This window comes from Streptomyces sp. NPDC045287 (assembly GCF_056432325.1).
Window position 1 is genome coordinate 353,669 of the sequence record NZ_JBWKJG010000005.1, and the last position, 20,321, is coordinate 373,989.

Here is a 20,321-nt window from a genome sequence, read left to right on the forward strand (position 1 = left end):
CTCGCAAACATCGGGGGGTGTCCCCGAACGAGTTACGTGACGGAGCACGGTCGGCGTCGTTGCCAGTTGCGAGGTTCCGACCGCCGGTTCACGGACCGGCCCCGCCGGGCGACGCAATGGGGCGCTCCGGACAGCGCGGGATTCCGCCCGCACGAGTACGCTATGGAGTTGATATGGGCGTTTTTGCATGGTTTCGCCGGAAGGGTGAGAAAGGCGAGCCGACTGCCGAAGCCACCGCCGACACGGCGGCGGACACCGCGCTGACGGCCGAGCCGGAGGAGCGGGCCGAGGAGGACGCGGCGCCCGGCGGGCCGGAGAGCGGGGAGCGCCCCGAGGAGGCGGCCGCGGAGGCCGCGTCCGGCGGGACGGCCCCGGAGGGGGCGGCCGAGGGCGTGGAGATCCCCAAGCAGCAGTCGGCCGAGGAGGCGGCGGACAACGAGGCGGGCGAAGGCGCCCGCAAGTAGGCCGGGCGGGCACAGCCGGCAGAGCCGGTCCGCCGGGCCGGCCCGGCGCGAACCGGTCAGTTCGAGGGAAGGTGGGTCATGGGCTTCCTGGACACGTTGAAGACCAAGCTCGCCCCGGCCAGGGGAAAGGTCTCGGACCTCGCCCAGCAGCACGGCGACAGGATCGACCACGGCATCGAGAAGGCCGCCCGGATGGTCGACCAGAGGACCAGGGGCAAGTACAGCGACAAGATCGAGTCCGGCACGGTCAAGGCCAGGCACGCCGTGGACCGGCTCGCCCACCGGGACGACGGGGGCGGTGCCCCGCCGGCCCCGCCCGCACCGCCGCCGGTCTGACCGCCGTCCGGTCCGGGGTGCGCGGCGCGGCGCGCGGTCGTGGAGCACGACGCTCCACGACCGCGCGCCGCCGCGTTCAGGACCAGGCGGCGACCAGGTAGCCGACGCCGTACGGGGCGCCCTCGTAGAGCAGCCGGCCCTCCGGGGAAGCGGCGTGCGCGGCTCCCGCGAGGACCTGCCACGGGGCGCGGCCGGCCGCCTTCAGCTCGTGCGCGAGACCGGCGTCCAGCGCCGCCAGGGCGGCCGTGTCGGCGGCGCCGAGGGCACGGGCGGCGCGCTCGTCGAAACCGGCGGCGCGCTCGTCGAGGTACCCGGGCGCCTTGACGGTGCGGCAGGCGCTGCCGTCGCCCATCACGAGCAGGGCGACCCGCGGGGCCCGCGCGGCGAGCTCCCGGCCGGCCGCCGAGCAGCGCGCGGGCTCCAGCCGCTCGGCGACGCCGACGCCCTCCACGGGCGCGTCCGCCCAGTCGACGCGCTGGAGCAGCCAGGCGGCCACGGCCAGCGCCGGCGGCAGCGCGCGGGCCGCGGCAGCGCCCTCCGCCCCGCCGGGCCCGAGCCGTACGTCGAGGTCCACGCCGAACCCGCGGAAACCGCCCGCGGTGCCCTCCGGGTACGGCACGGTGCCGCCCGCGCCGGGGTCGGCCCCCGGGTCGGGGCCGACGACCACGAGCCGGTCGGGGCGCGCGGCGGCCAGCACGCCGATCGCGTCGAGGCAGGCCGCGCGCACGTCGTCCAGTTCGGGCGCGGCACCGGCGGCGACGGCGGGGACGAGGAGCGGCGGGCAGGGGCAGACGGCTGCGGCGACAAGCATGATCCGCAGCGTAACGCGAGACCCGCCCGGGCCCGGTCGGGACGGGGCGTCCCGGCCGGGCCCGGGCGGGCCGGCGGGCTCAGCCCACCGCGCAGCCGTCCGCGGCCGGGGGCAGCGGGGCGGGGACGCCGATCTGGGGCAGGCCGAGCATGACACCGGCCGGCTCGGGCGCCCGGACGGCGTTGCGCCGCTCCCAGGCGTCGCCCGCGCGCGTACGGCGGATCGCGGCGACGGGGCCCTCCGCGAGCAGGTGGTGCGGGGCCGCGTACGTGATCTCGACGGTCACCACGTCGCCCGGGCGCACGTCCTCGTCCGGCCGGGTGAAGTGGACGAGGCGGTTGTCGGGGGCGCGGCCGGAGAGGCGGCGGGTGGCGTCGTCCTTGCGGCCCTCGCCCTCCGCGACCATGACCTCCAGCGTGCGGCCGACCTGCTTCTTGTTCTCCTCCCAGGAGATCTCCTCCTGGAGCGCGACCAGCCGCTCGTAACGGGCCTGCACGACCTCCTTGGGGACCTGGCCCTCCATCTCGGCGGCGGGCGTGCCGGGGCGCTTGGAGTACTGGAAGGTGAACGCCTGCGCGAAGCGGGCCTCGCGGACGACGTGCAGCGTCTGCTCGAAGTCCTCCTCGGTCTCGCCGGGGAAGCCCACGATGATGTCGGTGGAGATCGCGGCGTGCGGGATGGCGGCGCGGACCTTCTCGATGATGCCGAGGAAGCGCTCCTGGCGGTACGACCGGCGCATCGCCTTCAGGACGCTGTCCGAGCCGGACTGCAGCGGCATGTGGAGCTGCGGCATCACGTTCGGCGTCTCGGCCATCGCCGCGATGACGTCGTCGGTGAAGTCGCGCGGGTGCGGTGAGGTGAAGCGGACGCGCTCCAGGCCCTCGACCTTCCCGCAGGCGCGCAGGAGCTTGCCGAACGCCTCGCGGTCACCGATGTCGGAGCCGTACGCGTTGACGTTCTGGCCGAGGAGGGTGATCTCGGAGACGCCCTCGGCGACGAGCGCCTCGACCTCGGCGAGGATGTCGCCGGGCCGGCGGTCCTTCTCCTTGCCCCGGAGCGCCGGGACGATGCAGAACGTGCAGGTGTTGTTGCAGCCGACGGAGATCGAGACCCACGCCGCGTACGCGGACTCGCGGCGGGTCGGCAGCGTGGAGGGAAACGCCTCCAGCGACTCGGCGATCTCGACCTGCGCCTCCTCCTGGACGCGGGCGCGCTCCAGCAGCACCGGCAGCTTGCCGATGTTGTGCGTGCCGAAGACGACGTCGACCCACGGCGCCTTCTTCACGATCGTGTCGCGGTCCTTCTGGGCGAGGCAGCCGCCGACGGCGATCTGCATGCCGGGCTTGCGGGCCTTCACCGGGGCGAGGCGGCCGAGGTTGCCGTAGAGCTTGTTGTCGGCGTTCTCGCGCACCGCGCACGTGTTGAAGACCACGACATCGGCCTCGTCGGCGCCCTCGGGGGCGCGTACGTACCCGGCGTCCTCCAGCAGACCGGAGAGACGCTCGGAGTCGTGGACGTTCATCTGGCACCCGTAGGTGCGAACTGCATAGGTACGCGTGACGTCCACTGTCTGGCTCCGGTCGCTGCTGGTCATGGAACAAGGGTAGGCGGTGCCGGAGGCGCCCCGGCCCCGGGCCGGGAACCCCGCGCCTCCCCCGGAGCGGCCGGTGGCCCGGGAGCGGCGGGGAGCACGGTTCCCTCCGGCGGGGGCGGGCTGGCAGGATCGCGCCATGTTCTCCGCCCCGCCCTCGCCGCCCCGCCCCCCGCGCCGCCGGGCGGTGCGGGCCGGCGCCGTGCTGCTGGTCGTGTCGGCCGTGCTGGCCTGGTGGCTCTGGCCGGCCGGGGACACCGGGCCGCGGGGGAGGATCACGTTCAGCACGGGGGTTCCGAGCGGCGTCTACCAGCGGTACGGCGAGCTGCTGCGGGAGGCGCTCCGGCGGGACCTGCCCGGGGTGGCGACGGAGCTGCGCGACAGCGAGGGCTCCCAGCAGAACCTCGCGCGCCTGGCGTCCGGCGAGGCCGACTTCACCATCGCCACGGCCGACGCCGTCGCGACGTACATCCAGGAGAGGCGGCCCGGCTGGAAGCGCCTGCGCGGCTGCACCCGGCTGTACGACGACTACGTCCAGCTGGTGGTCCCGCAGGGGTCGACGGTCGGTTCGGTGCGCGACCTGGGCGACCTGCGGGTGGGGGTCGGGCAGGACGGATCGGGGGTGCGGCTGCTCGCGGACCGGCTGCTGACCGCGGCGGGGCTGGACCCGGCCACGGACGTGCGGGCGGTGCCGGCCGGGATCGACACCATGCCGGAACTGATGGAGGAGGGGCGGCTCGACGCGTTCTTCTGGTCCGGGGGGCTGCCGACCAGCGCCATCCTGCGGCTCTCGGAGCGCTTCCCGGTCCGGCTGGTCCCCCTGGAGACGGAGCTGCTCGACGCCGTGCACGCCCTCGGGGCCGGGCACGGCTCCGGCACCGGCACGGCGGGCGGCGAGGACGGCCTCAACCGCCACTACCGCTCCGCCATGATCCCCATGGACGCCTACGCCAGGATCCCCAGCCGTGAGCCGGTGCAGACCGTGGCCGTGGCGAACCTGCTCGTGACGACGGACCGGATGGACGCCGGGCTCACCGAGGCCGTCACCCGCACCGTGATCGGGAGCCGGGACCGCATCGGCCGCGTGGTCCACCCCGCGCAACTGGTGGACCTGCGCACGGCGGTCTACACCGATCCGCTGCCCCTCCACGAGGGCGCCCGCCGCTACTACCGCTCGGTCAAGCCGTAGCCCGGCCGCCCGGGCCCGCGGCCTCCCGCGCGGGTCTCACGCGGTCTCACGCGGGGGCGCGGCCGGTGCCGTCTCCTCGGGCGCCGTGCGCGGCACCGTGAGGGTCACGCGCAGGCCGCGGGGGTCGTTGTGGGCGAAGGTGACCGAGCCGCCGCCCGCGGCGAGCAGGGACCGGCAGATGGACAGGCCGAGGCCGGAGCCCTTGACGTTCTGGTGTCGGCCGCTGCGCCAGAAGCGGTCGCCGACCCGGTCGAGCTCCTCGTCCGTGAGCCCCGGTCCGCGGTCGGCCACGACGATCGTCGACGCGTCGCCGCTCGCCGCCGTCCCGACGGTCACCTCCTCGCCCGGCGGGGTGAACTTGAGGGCGTTGTCGATCACGGCGTCCAGGGCGCTGGAGAGCGCCACCGGGTCCGCCCAGGCGGTGACGGCCGCGGGCCCGCGGCCGGTCAGGCGGACGCCCTTCTCGTCCGCGAGCGGGCGCCAGGCCGCGACGCGTTCGGCCGCCAACTGCCCGATGTCCGTCAGCCGCAGGTCCGCGGAGGCGTGCTCGGCCAGGGCCAGGTCCAGCAGGTCGTCGAGGACCCGGGCGAGGCGCTTGCCCTCCGTGCGGACGGAGGCGACCTCCTCGTTCCCCTCGGGGAGTTCCAGCGCGAGGAGTTCGATGCGCAGCAACAGCGCGGCGAGCGGGTTGCGGAGCTGGTGCGAGGCGTCGGCGACGAACGCGCGCTGCTGCTCCAGCACCTCCTCGACGTGGTCCGCCATCTCGTTGAACGACCGGGCCAGGCGCCTGAGTTCCGGCGGGCCGCCCGACGCGGCGACCCGCGAGGTGAGCCGTCCCGTCGCGATGTCGTGGGCGGCCGCGTCCAGGACGCGGACCGGCTTCAGCACCCAGCCGGTGAGCCGGAACGCGGCACCGACGGCCAGGAGCATCGCCGCGCACTCCCCCAGCGCGATCAGCAGCCAGCCGTGCAGGATGCGGGAGCGCAGCTGCCCCGTCGGCGAGTCGGTGACCACCACGGCGACCACGTCCCCGTCCCGCACCACGGGTGAGGCGACGGCCAGCCGGGGGTCGTCCTGCCAGGGCCAGACCTGCGGCGGATCGTGCGACCGGCGGCCGAGCAGGGCCTCGCCGAACGCCCGGTTCAGCTCCCCCTCCTCCGGTACGGTCCACCCGCCGGGCGCGGCGGCCAGGGCCGTGCGGTCGCGGTAGTACACGCCCGCCTTGATCCCGTACACGTCGTGGTACCGGGCGAGTTCGCCCTGGAGGGTCACGCGCCGCTCGTCGACGCCGGGGCCGGCCCCGGTGGCGTCCTGGGCGATGGCGGCGAAGCGGGCCGTGTCGTCGATCCGGTCGACGACCACCTTCTGCTGCCGTGCGGCGGCGAGACTGCCCGCGAGCGGGAAGCCGAGCGCGAGGAGCACGCCCGCCATGAGGACGATGAGCAGGGGGAGGAGACGCGTACGCACAGGTCGCCGGCCGTTTCGTCGGGCGTCGGCCCTACCGGGTCACCGACGGGGCGGCGGGGGCGACGAGGCGGTACCCGACACCCCGTACGGTCTCGATCAGGGAGGGCATCCGCAGCTTGGCGCGCAGCGACGCGACGTGGACCTCCAGCGTGCGGCCCGTCCCCTCCCAGCTCGTGTGCCACACCTCGCTGATGATCTGCTCGCGGCGGAAGACCACGCCGGGCCGCTGGGCGAGGAGCGCGAGCAGGTCGAACTCCTTGCGGGTGAGCTGTACGGCCGCGCCGTCCACGCTGACCCGGCGGGTGGGCAGCTCGACGACGACGGGGCCGAGCCGCAGGGGTGCCGCGGGCGAACCGGCCACCGGCAGGGGCCCGGTGTCCTCCGCGTCGCCGGCGGCGCGCCGGCTGACGGCGTGGATGCGGGCGAGCAGCTCGCCCGTGTCGTACGGCTTGACGACGTAGTCGTCGGCGCCGAGGTTCAGCCCGTGTATGCGGGAGCGCACGTCCGACCGCGCCGTCACCATGATCACGGGGGTGCCGGTGAGCTTGCGGAGCTTTCCGCAGACCTGGTAGCCGTCCTGGTCGGGGAGGCCGAGGTCGAGCAGGATCACGCCGAAGGGCGTCCTCCCGGCGTCGCCGGAGGGCAGGACCGCCTTGAGGGCCTCCTCGCCGTTCCTGGCGTGCGTGACGGCGAACCCGTGCTTCCTGAGCACGGCGGAGAGGGCCGCGGCCACGTGGTCGTCGTCCTCGACGAGGAGCAGTCTCATGGCCTCCCTCCGGTGGTGTGCCGCTCGTCCCGGCGACATCCTGACGTCATGCATCACGGCATCCATGCCGATGGCGGGCGTATCAGTCAAGAGGGTGGGGGCCGGTACCGCGGTTCCGTTATGCACCCGTACCCGGGCCGGTGGTCCCGTTCACGCAGCGTACCCGCCCGCGGCCGTATCGTTATGCTCAATTTCCGCTCAGATGTGATGACGCTGCTCTCGGGCCGTGATTAAGGTCCTCCCCAACCGACGAGGACGGAGCATGATGAGCGGAGTGTCAGTGGCCAAGGGCAGTGACGGCGCCGTAGCGGCGGCAGACGGCCTGGTGGTGCTGAGCAACGTCAACAAGCACTTCGGCGCGTTGCACGTGCTCCAGGACATCGACCTGACCATCACGCGGGGCGAGGTCGTGGTCGTCATCGGTCCCTCCGGGTCCGGCAAGTCCACCCTGTGCCGCACGATCAACCGCCTGGAGACCATCGACTCGGGCACGATCACGATCGACGGCAAGCCGCTCCCCGCGGAGGGCCGCGAACTCGCCCGGCTGCGTGCCGACGTTGGCATGGTCTTCCAGTCCTTCAACCTGTTCGCGCACAAGACGGTCCTGGAGAACGTCATGCTCGGCCAGGTGAAGGTCCGCAAGACGGACAAGAAGACGGCGGAGGAGAAGGCCCGGCGGCTGCTCGACCGGGTCGGGGTGGCCACCCAGGCGGACAAGTACCCGGCCCAGCTCTCCGGCGGGCAGCAACAGCGCGTGGCGATCGCCCGCGCCCTGGCGATGGACCCCAAGGTGATCCTCTTCGACGAGCCGACCTCGGCTCTCGACCCGGAGATGATCAACGAGGTGCTGGAGGTCATGCAGCAGCTCGCCCGCGAGGGGATGACCATGGTCGTCGTCACCCACGAGATGGGCTTCGCCCGGTCGGCCGCCAACCGGGTGGTCTTCATGGCGGACGGGAAGATCGTCGAAGAGGCGACGCCCGACCAGTTCTTCAGCAACCCGCGCAGCGACCGTGCGAAGGACTTCCTCTCGAAGATCCTGCACCACTGACGAGCACCGACCTACGACTTGAGGGATGTTCACATGAAGCTCCGCAAGGCCTCCGCCGCCGCTGCAGCGGCCCTCGTCCTCGCGCTGACCGCCACGGCGTGCGGCGGCAAGGAGGGTTCCGCCGGCGACCCGCAGTCCGTCAAGCCGGGTCAGTCCGGCGCGCCGGAACTGCCGGAGTACGCCGTCGCCCAGAACGTCACGCTGGACTCGCCGACGTTCCAGGAGGCCAAGAAGCGCGGCAAGCTGATCATCGGTTCGAAGGCGGACCAGCCCTACCTCGGCTTCGAGGACCAGGCCACCAAGAAGCGCTCCGGCTTCGACATCGAGATCGCCCGGATGGTCGCCGCGGACCTGGGCTTCGGCGAGGACCAGATCGAGTGGAAGACCGTCGACTCGGGCGTCCGTGAGACGGCGATCTCCAAGGGGCAGGTCGACTACTACGTCGGCACCTACACGATCAACGACAAGCGCAAGCAGCTCGTCGGTTTCGCGGGCCCGTACTACAAGGCCGGCGCGGACCTCCTCGTGCGCAAGGACGAGAAGGCCATCACGGGCCCGGAGACCCTGAAGGGCAAGAAGGTCTGCTCCATCGTGGGCTCCACGCCGCTTCAGGAGATCAAGAAGCCCGAGTACGGCGCGCAGACGACCGAGCTGGCCAAGTACTCCGACTGCGTGCAGCAGCTGCTGACCGGCCAGGTGGACGCCGTCACGACGGACGACTCGATCCTCAAGGGGTACGCCGCGTCGAACCCGACCAAGCTCAAGGTCATCGGCAAGCCGTTCACCGAGGAGCCCTACGGCATCGGCATGGACAAGAACGACAAGGCCCTGCGCGACTTCGTCAACTCCACGCTGGAGAAGCGCGTGAAGGACGGCACGTACAAGAAGATCTACGAGGCCACGCTGGGCCTGTCGGGATCCCCCTTCGTCGAGCCGCCGGCCGTCCAGCGCTACTGACGCCCTCCCCGGCGAGCGCCCCGCACACGACGCGTGCGGGGCGCGCCGCCCCCTGTCCTGACTCCCCCGTCCCTGCCGCCGCCGACGCGGAGACCTCATGAATGTATTGCTCGACCACTTTTCGGATTTCCGTGCCGGCTTCCTGGGAACGCTGTCGATCACCGTTGTGAGCAGCGTGATCGCCCTCCTGCTGGGCATCCTGATCGCCGCGTTCCGCGTTTCGCCGGCGCCCCCCCTGCGGTTCTTCGGCGCGGCCTGGGTGACCCTGCTGCGGAACACGCCGCTGACGCTGCTCTTCCTCGTCTCGTTCTTCGTCGTGCCGGAGATCCTCTTCCCCGGCATGAGCACCTTCGTGCTCGGCGCGCTCGCGCTCGGCCTCTACACCTCGGCCTTCGTCGCCGAGGCGGTCAGGTCCGGTGTCAGCACGGTTCCGCTGGGCCAGGCGGAGGCGGCGCGTTCGATCGGGATGTCGTTCGGCCAGACCCTGCGGCTCGTCATCCTCCCGCAGGCCACCCGGACGGTGCTCCCGCCGCTCAGCTCCATCTTCATCGCGCTGACGAAGAACTCGGCGATCGCCGGCGCCTTCAGCGTCACCGAACTGTTCGGCTGGCAGAAGCTGCTGAGCGACCAGGGCTACGACATCGTGTCCCTCTTCTTCTGGGTGGCGCTCGGCTACCTGGTCATCACGTTCACCATCAGTGGCGTCTTCCGTCTGCTGGAGCGACGTTTGGAGGTCGCGCGATGAGCGGCAGTGTCCTGTACGACGCCCCCGGCCCCAAGGCGATCGCACGCAACCGCGTCTACGCGGTGCTCGGTACGCTCGCCGTGCTGGCGGTGGCCGGCGTCAGCATCGCCCGCCTCGCCGAGAAGGGGCACTTCGCCCCCGCGATGTGGGACATCTTCAACTACGCGGGCATCCGGCAGAACATCGCCGAGGGTGTGATCTCGACGCTCAAGGCCTTCGGCATCGCCGCCGTGGGCTCCCTGGTCCTGGGCGTGGTCCTGGCGGTGGGGCGGCTGTCCGACCACAGTGCGGTCCGGTGGCTGGCGACGGCCTTCATCGAGGTCTTCCGCTCGATCCCGCTCCTCATCACGATCTACGCGGTGTGGGTCGGCTTCCTCACCGACCACTCGATGTGGGCGCTCGCCCTGGGCCTCTCCCTCTACAACGGGTGCGTGCAGGCCGAGGTGCTGCGCGCCGGCATCAACTCGGTGCCGCGCGGCCAGCGGGAGGCGGCGTACGCGCTGGGCCTGCGCAAGACGCAGGTGATGACCAGCGTGCTCATGCCGCAGGCGGTGCGGGCGATGATGCCGACGATCATCAGCCAGCTCGTGGTGACGCTGAAGGACACGTCGCTCGGCTTCATCATCCTGTACCCGGAGCTGCTGTACGCGGCCCGGCTCATCGCGAGCAACACGCAGGTCAACGGGCAGTACCCGTACGTCTCGACCATCATCGTGATCGGTGTGATCTACGTCGCGATGTGCCTGGCGCTCTCCGCCCTCGCCAACTGGATCGAGCGGCGCGGCCGGAGGGCGAAGACCGGGATCGGCGTGGCCGCCGCAGCCGAACCGGCGGAGGCGCCCGGTGTCCTGGGGGCCACGGGGACGCCCGCCGACGACATCGGTCCCCACGCCGCGCCGGACGTCCGGAAGTAGCGGACACCGGCGGGGGCCGGCGGTGTCCGCACCTGCCCGGCGGACGGCTTTCGAGCCGTCCGCCGGGCTTCTTCTCGTCCGCCGTCCCAGAACCGCCCCGCGACGGGACGGCGCACCCGGTCTTCCGTCCCGCGCGCCGCTCGGGCCCGCCCGCGGCACGCGGCGCCGCCGTCCCGCGTGTTCCGCCGTCACTTGACGCAAGAACACGCAGTGGGTTGCATACGTTCTGTGATCACTCACCGGGTACCAGTCGCACGTGCACGCGTTTCCCCTGTTCGCCGTAGGTCCATCCGGGTCACAGAAGTCGCAGGAGTCACGCCGTGGACCCGGTGATCGTCGTCGGTGCGGGGCCGGTCGGGCTCGCGCTGGCCCTCGCGCTGGCCGCGCAGGACGTGCCGTCGGTGGTCCTGGACGAGGGGACGGCTGAGGACGAGTACCGGCCCGCCCGGACGGTGGTCCTGCGGGCCGACACCGCCTCGTTCGTGGAGCGGCTGGGCGGCGCCGGGGCGCTGGGGGGCGAGGGCGTCCGGTGGAGCGGGTGGCGGACGATGCGGCGCGGGCAGCTCGTGCGGCACCTGACGTTCGCGGACGCGCCGGACGGCGCGGCGGACGGCGAGGACGACGAGGGGGGGCTCGGCGAGCGCGTCGCGGCGCCTTTGCACGTTCCGCAGCACGCGCTGGCGGGCGCGCTGCGCGCGGCCCTCGCGTCGCCGCCCGCGGCCGGGCTCGTGCGGGTCGTCACGGACTGCCGCCTGGACGCGCTGGAGCAGGACGCGAAGGGGGTCGCGGCGCACACCCGCGGGGCGCGTGCGACGTGGTGGCGCGGGAGTCACCTGGTGGGCTGCGACGGTGCGCGGTCCACGGTGCGCAAGCTGCTGGGCATCCGCTTCCCGGGGCGTACGGCGGTGGAGCGCCACGCCGTCGCGACGCTCCGCACCGAACTGCCGTGGCCCGACGAGGGCGTGCTGCACCGCCGGCCGCCGTGGCGGGGCGGCGGGGACGAGGTGGCGGCGCGCCCGCTCGGGGGCGGGAGCTGGCGGCTGGACTGGCTGCTGCCGCCGCGCGGGGACCTGGTGACGCCGGAGGCCCTCGTGCGGCGGATCCGGGAGACGCTGTCGGGGTGGTGCGGCGACACGCCCCCGTACGAGCTGATCGACACCGGTGTGTACACGCTGCACCACCGGCTCGCGCGGCGCTGGCGCGTCGACCGGGCGTTCCTGGCGGGGGACGCCGCGCACCTGCTGGGCGCCCTGGGCACGCAGGGCCTGGACGAGGGCCTGCGCGACGTGGAGAACCTGGCGTGGAAGCTGGCGCGGGCGTGGCACGGCGGCGGGTCGCCGGAGGTGCTGCTCGACAGCTACCAGGCGGAGCGGCGGACGGCGGTGGCCGCCCGGCTGCGGGCGGCGGACCAGTCGCTGCCGGTGCTGCGGGGCGGGGGCGGGCTGCGGACGTACCTGCGGGGCGGTGCGCGGGGGCACGACGCGCTGCTGACCGACGGGCACCTGGGGCGCGGGCCGCTGGGCGCCCCGCCCGCCTACCCGCATTCACCGCTCACACCGGCGGACGTGGAGGGCGGGGTGGAGGTCGGTACGGCTCCGGGCTCGCCGGTCGCCGACGTGCCGGTGACCGCCCCCGACGGCACGGCGGGACGGCTCCGGGACCGGCTGGGGCGGGGCGTGCTGGTGGTGCTCGTCGCGCCGGGGACCGGGGTGTGGGACCGGCGCCACTGGGTCACTGCGGGGGTCATGCCGCGGCTGGCCGAGACGGTGCGGTCCCTGCCCGTACGGGGCGAGCTGCTCGTCACGGAGGCGTATCCGGGTGCGGCGGCGCACACGGTGCTGCTGGTACGACCCGACGGCCATCTGACCGCCGCCTTCGCCGGCGTCCATCCGGCGGCCCTCCGCGCGGCGGCGGACGCCCTGCTCGGGGACGCGCCGGGGCAGGCCGCGGCCGAGGCCCGGGGGGAGGCCGCCAACGTCCCCTGACCGGCGCCGGGCCGCCGGGCCCGGACGGGCCGCCGGCGGGCCACCGGCCGGGTGACGCGCCGGCCGTCAGGTGCCGTCGAAGTGCAGGTCGTCGGTGTCCTCACCCTCCTCCTCCAGGGCCCGGCGGACGACGCGGAGGGCGAGGCCCTCCGGATAGCCCTTGCGGGCGAGCATGCCGGCGAGGCGGCGAAGGCGGCGGTCGCGGTCGAGGCCGCGCGTGGAGCGCAGCTTGCGCTGGACGAGCTCGCGGGCCGTCGCCTCCTCCTGCTCGGCGTCGAGCCGGCCGACCGCCTCGTCGATCAGGGCGGAGTCGACGCCCTTGGTGCGCAGCTCCCGGGCGAGGGCGCGGCGGGCCAGGCCGCGGCCGTGGTGCCGGGACTCCACCCACGCCCCGGCGAACGCCGCGTCGTCGATCAGTCCGACGTCCTCGAAACGGGAGAGGACCTCGTCGGCGACCTCCTCCGGGATGCCCCGCTTGTGCAGCGCGTCCGCGAGTTGCCTGCGGGTGCGCGGCGTCCCGGTGAGCAGGCGCAGGCAGATCGCCCGCGCCTGCTCGGCCGGGTCCTGGGGCGGCAGCTCCTTCTCGGCCCTCGACGAGTCGGTGCCACCGCCCGGCCATTCGGTGCGCCGGGCCATGGGTTACCCCTTGGCCGCTGTGGCCTTGGTCGCCTTGGCTGCCTTCACCGCCGGTGCGGGCACCGTCTTCGCGGCCTCGGCCGTGGCGTCCGCCGCGACCGCGGCGTCCGGGGCCGGCTCCGCCGCCGCGGCGTCCGGCCGGACGCCGACGCCCAGCTTCTCCTTGATCTTCCTCTCGATCTCGTTGGCGAGGTCGGGGTTGTCCTTGAGGAAGTTGCGGGCGTTCTCCTTGCCCTGGCCGAGCTGGTCGCCCTCGTACGTGTACCAGGCGCCGGCCTTGCGGATGAAGCCGTGCTCGACGCCCATGTCGATCAGGCCGCCCTCGCGGCTGATGCCCTCGCCGTAGAGGATGTCGAACTCGGCCTGCTTGAACGGCGGGGCGACCTTGTTCTTGACGACCTTGCAGCGCGTGCGGTTGCCGACCGCGTCCGTGCCGTCCTTGAGCGTCTCGATGCGTCGGATGTCGATGCGCACCGACGCGTAGAACTTCAGCGCGCGACCACCGGTCGTGGTCTCGGGCGAGCCGAACATCACGCCGATCTTCTCGCGGAGCTGGTTGATGAAGATCGCCGTGGTCTTGGACTGGTTGAGCGCGCTGGTGATCTTCCGGAGCGCCTGGCTCATCAGGCGGGCCTGCAGACCCACGTGCGAGTCGCCCATCTCGCCCTCGATCTCCGCACGCGGCACGAGCGCGGCGACGGAGTCGATGACGATCAGGTCGAGCGCGCCGGAGCGGACGAGCATGTCCACGATCTCCAGGGCCTGCTCGCCGTTGTCGGGCTGGGAGAGGATCAGGTTGTCGATGTCGACGCCGAGCTTCTTGGCGTACTCGGGGTCGAGGGCGTGCTCCGCGTCGACGAAGGCGACCTGCCCGCCGGCCCTCTGCGCGTTGGCCACGGCGTGCAGGGTCAGAGTCGTCTTGCCGGAGGACTCCGGGCCGTAGATCTCCACCACGCGGCCGCGCGGCAGGCCGCCGACGCCGAGCGCCACGTCGAGCGCGGTGGAGCCGGTCGGGATGACCTCGATGGGCTCGTTCGACCGCTCGCCCATGCGCATCACGGCGCCCTTGCCGAATTGCCGTTCAATCTGTGCGAGCGCGGCGTCGAGCGCCTTCTCGCGGTCGGTTCCTGCCATGGGTTCCACCCGATTTGCTTGAGTCGATCGCTTCACGTCAAAGACGCTAACCCCTGCCACTGACAACGCGCCTCGACGCACCTCCCGGCCTGTGGAAAACCCCCGCCGCAGCAGGCGGAGGACCAGGCCACGCCCTCATAAGAATGGATGTTCGATTTTAGTGTCAAGCGAGCCACGCCCCTGTGGACAGGGGCGTTTCCAGGGTGCCGCGACCACCGGGGCCGGCGCGGGCGGCCCCCCGCGGATGTGAGGTGCCCCACGCGACGGGCACGTCCGCCCGACCGGACCGTACCGGGCCGTACCGGGCCGGGGGCGGCCGTGTCGGCGCGGGGGCGGGCACCACCTCGGCGGCCCGTCGCCTCCCGGGCGGCGCCTATCCTTCCTGGCATGGCCCTCCCCTCCCCCGTCCGGCGCGGCCGGGTGTCCGCGCGGACGGCCGACCTGGCCGTGACCGCCGTCGTCACCGCCTTCGTGGCCGGCTGGACGGCCGTCTCCATCGCCTCCGCGGCCCCGGGGAGCGAGGCCTTCTCCCGCACCGTCCTCGGCTGGTGCCTGCTCGCCGCGGGGTGCGGCGCGCTGCTGTTCCGGCGCCGCAGGCCGGTGGCCGTCGCCGTCGTCACCCTCCTGGCCTCGGTCGCCTACTACCCGACGAGCTCGTACGACGGCCCGCTGATGGTCACGTTCGCCCTGGCCCTGTACACGACGGCCGCCGAGGGGCGGTTCGTGGCCGCCGTCGCCCTGGCTTCCGCGACGCTGCTCGCGGTCGGGCTGGGCGAGATCCGCCAGGACCCGGGTCGGCGCCAGATCGACGACACGTCCCTGGTGATGCTGGCGGGCTGGCTGATCAGCCTGGTCGCGGTCGGCCGCGCGCAGCGCGCCCGCCTCGCGTACCTCCACGAGGTCGAGCAGCGCGCCCTGGCGGCCGAGCGGGAGCAGGAGGCCCGTGCCCGCCAGAGCGCCACCGAGGAACGGCTGCGCATCGCGCGCGAAGTGCACGACGTCCTCGGCCACAGCCTCTCGCTGATCAGCGTCCAGTCCGGCGCCGCCCTGCACCGGCTGGCCGGGAGGTCCGACGCCGCCGACGCCCTGCCCATCGCCGCGGAGGCACTGGAGGCGGTCAGGGCGACCAGCAAGGACGCCCTGCGGGAACTGCGCGGCACGCTCGGCGCGCTGCGCCAGGCCGACGAGGCCGCGCCCACCGCGCCCGCCTCGGGCCTGGACCGGCTGGACGCGCTGGTCGACCGGGCCCGCGCGGCCGGCCTGGACGTCGTGACCCGCACCGAGGGCACGCCTCGGTCGCTGCCGCCCGCCCTGGACCTCGCCGCGTACCGCATCGTGCAGGAGTCCCTGACGAACGTGACCCGGCACGCGCGCGCCCGCGGGGTGCTGGTCACACTGTCCTGGGCGGACGACGGGCTGCGGCTGCGGATCGAGGACGACGGCGAGGGCTCGCCCGACGCCCACGCGCGCGGCAGCGGCCTGCGCGGCATGGCGGAGCGGGCCAGGGCCTTCGGCGGCGAGTTCACCGCGGGGAACACCGGCCGCGGCTTCCAGGTCTCCGCCCGCCTCCCGTTCACCAGCAGCCTCACCACCACCAAGGGGACCGAATGATCCGCGTCGTGCTCGCCGACGACCAGACCCTCGTACGCGCCGGGTTCCGGTCGATCCTGGCCGACGAGGCGGACATCGAGGTCGTGGGCGAGGCCGCCGACGGCGAGCAGGCCGTCGCCCTCGCCCGGGAGCTGCGCCCGGACGTCGTCCTGATGGACATCCGCATGCCCGGTACGGACGGCCTGGAGGCCACTCGCCGCATCACCGGGGACCCTCGGCTGGAGGGCGTCCGCGTGGTCATCCTGACCACGTTCGACGTCGACGACTACGTGTACGGGGCGCTGCGCGCGGGCGCGTCGGGCTTCCTGGTGAAGGACACCGAGCCGATGGAGTTGCTGCACGGCGTGCGGGTGGTGGCGCGCGGTGACGCGCTGATCGCGCCGGCGGTGACCCGCCGCCTGATCGCCGAGTTCGCGGGCCGCGGCCGGCAGCCGGACCCGAGCCCGCGGCTGAACGCCCTGACCGAGCGGGAGCGCGAGGTGATGGGCCTGGTCGGCGCGGGGCTGTCCAACGACGAGATCGCCCGGCGGCTGGTCCTGTCGCCCGCCACCGCCAAGACGCACGTCAGCCGCATCATGACGAAGCTCGGCGTCCGCGACAGGGCGCAGCTGGTGATCCTCGCGTACGAGTCGGGGATGATCACGCCCGGCTGGCTCGCCTGACCCGGCCCCGCGGCCCCCGGTGCCGCGCGGACGCCGGCGTCACCGGCCCGACCCTGATCCCCACCCCGACGCACCCCCGAGGCTCCGGGCCCCTCCGGTGCGACCACCGGAGTACGCGCGCGTAGGAGGCCGCAACCGGTGGGGTACCCGCACTGACGACCGGTGGGCGACGACGGGGGCGCAGCCGTACTCCGATGCTGGCGGCGTGAATCCAGACGTCTCGGAAGTCCTCGGTCTCGCCCGGTTGCAGTTCGCGCTCACCGCGGGCGGCCACTTCCTGTTCGTCGCCCTCACCCTGGGCCTCGCGACCGTCGTCGCCTGCCTGCAGACGAGGGCGACGTTCGGCGGCGGCGACCTCGACGCCCGCCTGGTGCGGTTCTGGGGGCAGCTGTACGTCGTCAACTACGCGGTCGGGATCGTCACGGGCATCGTCATGGAGTTCCAGTTCGGGCTGAGCTGGAGCGGCCTGACGCACCAGGCGGGCAACATCCTCGGGGCGTCGCTCGCCGTGGAGACGATCGTGGCGTTCTTCGTCGAGTCGACCTTCCTCGGCCTGTGGATCTTCGGCTGGAACCGGCTGGGCCGCTGGACGCACCTCGCGGCCATCTGGATCGTCACCCTCACCGCGTACGCGTCGGCGTACTGGATCCTCGTCTCGAACGGCTTCCTCAACAACCCCGTGGGGCACCGCATGGACGGCGACCGACTGGTCCTCGACGATCCGGTCGCCGTCCTGACGAACCCGAGCGCCCTGCTGGCCTTCGGGCACATCGTGGCCGGTGCGCTGCTCACGGCGGGGTTCTTCATGGCGGCCGTCAGCGCGTACCACCTGTTCCGGCGGACCCCGGAGTGGGCGTTCTTCGGCCGGAGCCTGCGCGTCGGGGTGTTCCTGTCCTTCCCCGCGCTGGTGGTGACGGCCGTCTTCGGCGGACTCCAGATGTCGTCCCTCGCCACGCTGCAGCCCGTGAAGTCGGCGGTGTTCCAGCAGGAGACGGCGGAGATCGCCCGTCTCCAGGCGGAGCTGGCGGCCCGCTTCGGACCGGGCGACTACGTCCCGCCGGAGGCGTGGACCCGGGGCGGCGCCCTGGTCATGCTGATCGCCTTCGGCCTGATGATGTACTTCACCCTCGCCGGGTTCGTCCTGGCCTTCTTCCGGACGGCGGTCTTCCGGTTCCGGGCGTGGCACGTGGCGCTGATCGCCGCCGTACCGCTGCCCTACGTCGCGATGATCAGCGGCTGGGTGTTCCGGGAGGCGGGCCGCCAGCCCTGGGTGGTGTACGGGCTGCTGAAGACCGAGGACGCGGTCTCCGACCTCTCCCCCGCCGCGATGCGCGCCTCCCTGGCGACCTTCACCACCCTGTTCGCGCTGCTCGTCGCCGTCAACGCCTGGCTGCTGGTGCGGCACGCCCGGCGCGGCCCCGCCGACGTGGGCCTGGGCCGCGACGAGCGGCCGGACGCGGACCCCGGCGGCCGTGAGGACCCCGCGGGCGCCCTGCCGGTCCCGCGCTACTGACCCGAGGAGCTTTCCGTGGAGACCCTGGCCATCGCCCTGCTCGGCTTCTACGCCGCCGGTTACTTCGTCCTCGCCGGAGCGGACGTCGGGACCGGGATGGTCGCGCCCTACCTGGGGCGCACCGACCGCGAGCGGCGGCTGGTCATCGCCTCGTTCGCGCCCTTCCTCCTCGGCAACGAGGTGTGGTTGGTCGCCACCGCCGGGCTGTTCGTCGGCTGCTTCCCGGTCCTGGAGGGCGAGTTGCTGAGCGGTCAGTTCGTCGTGATCGTGCCGCTGCTGGTCGGCTGGGTCGTCCGCGACTCGGGCCTGTGGCTGCGGGGGCGGGTCACCGGCCGGGCGGGGCGGGCCTGGCGGGCGGGGTGCGACGGCGCGGTGGTGTGCGGCAGTTGGACGGTGGCCCTCGCGTGGGGCTGGCTGCTGGCCGGGGTGCTCGGCGGCACCCCGGAGAGGCCCGCGTCCGGGGCGGTGGCGCTGGTCACGGCTGCCGCCGTCGCCGCGCTGTTCGCCGCGCACGGGCTGGGCTTCGCGGCCGTCCGGCTCACGGGGCTGCCGTACGAGCGGGCCAGGCGGCTCGTCGGGCGTACGCGCGCGGTGCACTCGTTCGCGTTGACGGCCGTCCTCATGGCCGCCGTCCCCGTGGCCGCGGGGGTGGCGCTGCCGCTGGCCCGGTCGGCGGCGGACCACGCCACGCTCGTCCTGCTCGTCCCCGCCCTGCTCGTGGTGACGCCCCCGCTCGTCGCCGTCCAGGTCTGGTCGTGGTACGTCTTCCGGCACCGCGTGACCGGCCCCTCCTACCTGTGAGCCGGGCTTCCCGGAGCCCCTGCGGGAGGACGTCGGCCACGACCGCGAAGGACACCGTCGGCGAGCGGCCGGACTGCGGCGCGGGAGCGCCTTCGAGCGCCCGATGGCCTTCCCGCACCGCCACCGCTGGGGGCGGTGCCGCTGCGGGTGGTGCCGGTCGCCGGGAGCGCCGCGGTCTCACCGTCCGTGGGCGGCGCCCACCCCGACGGCTCCTCCCCACCCGGGACGGACCCGCAGCGGGCCCGCGCGGTGCCGGCACGGCACGGGCCGGCGCGACGGTGCGCATCGCGGAACGGGACGACGCGGACGGGGTGCGGGGCTCGGACGGACGGGATGCGGGGTGCGGGCGTACGGGGTACGCGGTGTGCGGGCGGTACGGGGCACGGAGCACGGGCGTACGGCGGCGCGTCGAGGCGCTCCTCGGCGCGGTCGCGCGGCGCCGGGCGTCACCGGTCTGCGGACCCCGTACGAGGACGGCGCGACCGTCTCGCGCCCCGTCCCGTACGGCTCCGGAAGGCGGCCTTCCGGGGTCAGGCGCCGTCCTCGGGCGGCTCCTGGCCCCGCCCGGTGCGCAGCGCCCGCTGGACCCGGGCCAGCACCATCTCGCCGTGCCGGCGGTGGCCGTGCACCCGCGGGTCCTCCGTCACCGCGTACCGCTTCACGTACGCGCCGAGGAACGCCTGGAGCGTGGCGACCGCGGGGATCGCTATCAGCGCGCCGACCGCGCCGAGCAGCGCGGTGCCCGCGACGACGGAGCCGAAGGCCACCGCCGGGTGGATGTCCACGGTCCGCGCCGTGAGCTTCGGCTGGAGCAGGTAGTTCTCGAACTGCTGGTAGACGACGACGAACGCCAGCACCCACAGCGCGTACCAGGGGGCGACGGTGAAGGCGATCAGCATCGGCAGCGCGCCCGCCAGGTACGTGCCGATGGTGGGCAGGAACTGCGAGACGAGACCGACCCACACGGCGAGCGCGGGCGCGTAGGGAACGCCCAGGAACTCCAGCAGGACGAAGTGCGCCACGCCGGACGCCAGGGCCATCAACCCGCGCGAGTAGAGGTAGCCGCCGGTCTTGTCGACCGCGATCTCCCAGGCCCGCAGCACCTCCGCCTGCTTCGCCGGGGGGAGGACGGAGCACAGGGCGCGGCGCAGGCGGGGGCCGTCCGCGGCGAAGTAGAACGAGAACAGGAAGATCGTCAGGAGCTTGAAGAGGCCGCCGAGCACGGTGGCGGAGACGTCGAGCACGCCGCTCGCGCTGTTCTCCACGTACTGACGGAGCCAGTCGGAGCGCAGCAGGCTGTCCTGGACCTCGACGCGGGAGAGCTCGGTGTGGAACGTGTGGTTGATCCAGTTGACCAGCGAGTCGAGGTACTTGGGGAGGTCCTCGACCATGTCGACGATCTGACCGGCGAGCATCGACCCGAGGAGGACGACGAAGCCGACGCTCACGACGAGGACCCCCAGGAACACCAGGAACGTCGCCAGGCCCCGGCGCATCCCCCGCGCGGCCATGCGGCCGACCGCGGGCTCGATGGCGAGGGCGAGGAAGAACGCGATCAGGATGTTGATCAGCAACCCGATGAGCTGGTGGAACGCCCAGCTGCCCAGTTGGAAGCAGGCGTAGAGGGCCAGCGCGAGAGTCATCGCCTTCGGCAGCCAGCGCGGCATCCTGGCGGCGCCCGCGGTCGC

Annotated in this window: 19 protein-coding genes; 12 read left to right on the forward strand and 7 right to left on the reverse strand. The window is 73.5% G+C overall.

Annotation, left to right across the window (positions count from 1 at the left end):
• Window positions 1-173 precede the first annotated feature (173 nt).
• Together AC07D6_RS11830 and AC07D6_RS11835 are read left to right on the forward strand one after the other, a co-directional pair.
• Complete coding sequence (locus AC07D6_RS11830; protein ID WP_315880791.1) at window positions 174-464, forward strand: hypothetical protein; 291 nt, start codon at window positions 174-176, stop codon at window positions 462-464.
• Between the two features lie 78 nt (window positions 465-542).
• Complete coding sequence (locus AC07D6_RS11835) at window positions 543-800, forward strand: antitoxin (protein WP_479043531.1); 258 nt, start codon at window positions 543-545, stop codon at window positions 798-800.
• A 76-nt stretch (window positions 801-876) separates the two neighbouring features.
• On the opposite strand, the gene AC07D6_RS11840 is transcribed toward AC07D6_RS11835, so the two are convergent.
• Window positions 877-1,611, reverse strand: coding sequence for a class III extradiol ring-cleavage dioxygenase family protein (locus tag AC07D6_RS11840; RefSeq protein WP_479043532.1), 735 nt, complete (start codon window positions 1,609-1,611; stop codon window positions 877-879).
• Between the two features lie 79 nt (window positions 1,612-1,690).
• Window positions 1,691-3,205: a tRNA (N6-isopentenyl adenosine(37)-C2)-methylthiotransferase MiaB gene (gene miaB, locus AC07D6_RS11845; RefSeq protein ID WP_315880794.1), complete on the reverse strand. Its 1,515-nt coding sequence runs from the start codon at window positions 3,203-3,205 to the stop codon at window positions 1,691-1,693.
• 136 nt (window positions 3,206-3,341) lie between these two features.
• Here miaB and AC07D6_RS11850 point away from each other — a divergent pair, with 136 nt between their 5' ends.
• A complete protein-coding gene (locus tag AC07D6_RS11850; RefSeq protein ID WP_479043534.1) occupies window positions 3,342-4,391 on the forward strand; it encodes a TAXI family TRAP transporter solute-binding subunit in 1,050 nt (349 codons plus the stop codon).
• Between the two features lie 36 nt (window positions 4,392-4,427).
• Here AC07D6_RS11850 and AC07D6_RS11855 read toward each other — a convergent pair whose 3' ends face one another.
• Together AC07D6_RS11855 and AC07D6_RS11860 are read right to left on the reverse strand one after the other, a co-directional pair.
• Window positions 4,428-5,858 carry a sensor histidine kinase gene (locus AC07D6_RS11855; RefSeq protein WP_315880796.1) on the reverse strand — a complete coding sequence of 477 codons (1,431 nt, stop codon included), beginning with the start codon at window positions 5,856-5,858 and terminating at the stop codon, window positions 4,428-4,430.
• Between the two features lie 31 nt (window positions 5,859-5,889).
• Window positions 5,890-6,624, reverse strand: coding sequence for a response regulator transcription factor (locus AC07D6_RS11860; protein ID WP_315880797.1), 735 nt, complete (start codon window positions 6,622-6,624; stop codon window positions 5,890-5,892).
• 265 nt (window positions 6,625-6,889) lie between these two features.
• Here AC07D6_RS11860 and AC07D6_RS11865 point away from each other — a divergent pair, with 265 nt between their 5' ends.
• From AC07D6_RS11865 to AC07D6_RS11885, 5 genes are all read left to right on the forward strand, one after another.
• Window positions 6,890-7,675 carry an amino acid ABC transporter ATP-binding protein gene (locus AC07D6_RS11865; protein ID WP_479043535.1) on the forward strand — a complete coding sequence of 262 codons (786 nt, stop codon included), beginning with the start codon at window positions 6,890-6,892 and terminating at the stop codon, window positions 7,673-7,675.
• Window positions 7,676-7,708: 33 nt separating this feature from the next.
• Window positions 7,709-8,632, forward strand: coding sequence for a glutamate ABC transporter substrate-binding protein (locus AC07D6_RS11870; RefSeq protein ID WP_315880799.1), 924 nt, complete (start codon window positions 7,709-7,711; stop codon window positions 8,630-8,632).
• Between the two features lie 97 nt (window positions 8,633-8,729).
• Window positions 8,730-9,377 carry an amino acid ABC transporter permease gene (locus AC07D6_RS11875; protein ID WP_315880800.1) on the forward strand — a complete coding sequence of 216 codons (648 nt, stop codon included), beginning with the start codon at window positions 8,730-8,732 and terminating at the stop codon, window positions 9,375-9,377.
• Entirely contained in the window at window positions 9,374-10,291 is a 918-nt protein-coding gene (locus tag AC07D6_RS11880) for an amino acid ABC transporter permease (protein ID WP_315880801.1), read from the forward strand. The genes AC07D6_RS11875 and AC07D6_RS11880 overlap by 4 nt, the downstream gene beginning before the upstream one ends.
• A gap of 320 nt (window positions 10,292-10,611) precedes the next feature.
• Window positions 10,612-12,276, forward strand: a complete 1,665-nt coding sequence (locus AC07D6_RS11885; protein WP_479043538.1) for an FAD-dependent monooxygenase — start codon at window positions 10,612-10,614, stop codon at window positions 12,274-12,276.
• 66 nt (window positions 12,277-12,342) lie between these two features.
• Here the strand turns inward: AC07D6_RS11885 and recX are convergent, their stop codons facing one another.
• Both recX and recA read right to left on the reverse strand, forming a co-directional pair.
• On the reverse strand, window positions 12,343-12,912 hold the full coding sequence (gene recX, locus AC07D6_RS11890) for a recombination regulator RecX (protein WP_479043539.1): 570 nt from the start codon (window positions 12,910-12,912) through the stop codon (window positions 12,343-12,345).
• Between the two features lie 3 nt (window positions 12,913-12,915).
• On the reverse strand, window positions 12,916-14,046 hold the full coding sequence (gene recA, locus AC07D6_RS11895) for a recombinase RecA (RefSeq protein ID WP_315880804.1): 1,131 nt from the start codon (window positions 14,044-14,046) through the stop codon (window positions 12,916-12,918).
• Window positions 14,047-14,433: 387 nt separating this feature from the next.
• Here recA and AC07D6_RS11900 point away from each other — a divergent pair, with 387 nt between their 5' ends.
• The 4 genes from AC07D6_RS11900 (at window position 14,434) to AC07D6_RS11915 (ending at window position 18,633) form a co-directional block, all read left to right on the forward strand.
• Window positions 14,434-15,657 (forward strand): sensor histidine kinase, encoded by a 1,224-nt coding sequence (locus AC07D6_RS11900; RefSeq protein WP_479043541.1) that lies wholly within the window; start codon window positions 14,434-14,436, stop codon window positions 15,655-15,657.
• Entirely contained in the window at window positions 15,654-16,319 is a 666-nt protein-coding gene (locus AC07D6_RS11905) for a response regulator (RefSeq protein ID WP_479043542.1), read from the forward strand. The genes AC07D6_RS11900 and AC07D6_RS11905 overlap by 4 nt, the downstream gene beginning before the upstream one ends.
• Before the next feature lie 205 nt (window positions 16,320-16,524).
• Window positions 16,525-17,832 carry a cytochrome ubiquinol oxidase subunit I gene (locus AC07D6_RS11910; protein ID WP_479043544.1) on the forward strand — a complete coding sequence of 436 codons (1,308 nt, stop codon included), beginning with the start codon at window positions 16,525-16,527 and terminating at the stop codon, window positions 17,830-17,832.
• A 15-nt stretch (window positions 17,833-17,847) separates the two neighbouring features.
• Window positions 17,848-18,633: a cytochrome d ubiquinol oxidase subunit II gene (locus AC07D6_RS11915; RefSeq protein ID WP_479043545.1), complete on the forward strand. Its 786-nt coding sequence runs from the start codon at window positions 17,848-17,850 to the stop codon at window positions 18,631-18,633.
• Between the two features lie 530 nt (window positions 18,634-19,163).
• On the opposite strand, the gene AC07D6_RS11920 is transcribed toward AC07D6_RS11915, so the two are convergent.
• Window positions 19,164-20,300 (reverse strand): AI-2E family transporter, encoded by a 1,137-nt coding sequence (locus tag AC07D6_RS11920; RefSeq protein ID WP_479043567.1) that lies wholly within the window; start codon window positions 20,298-20,300, stop codon window positions 19,164-19,166.
• Window positions 20,301-20,321: the final 21 nt, after the last annotated feature.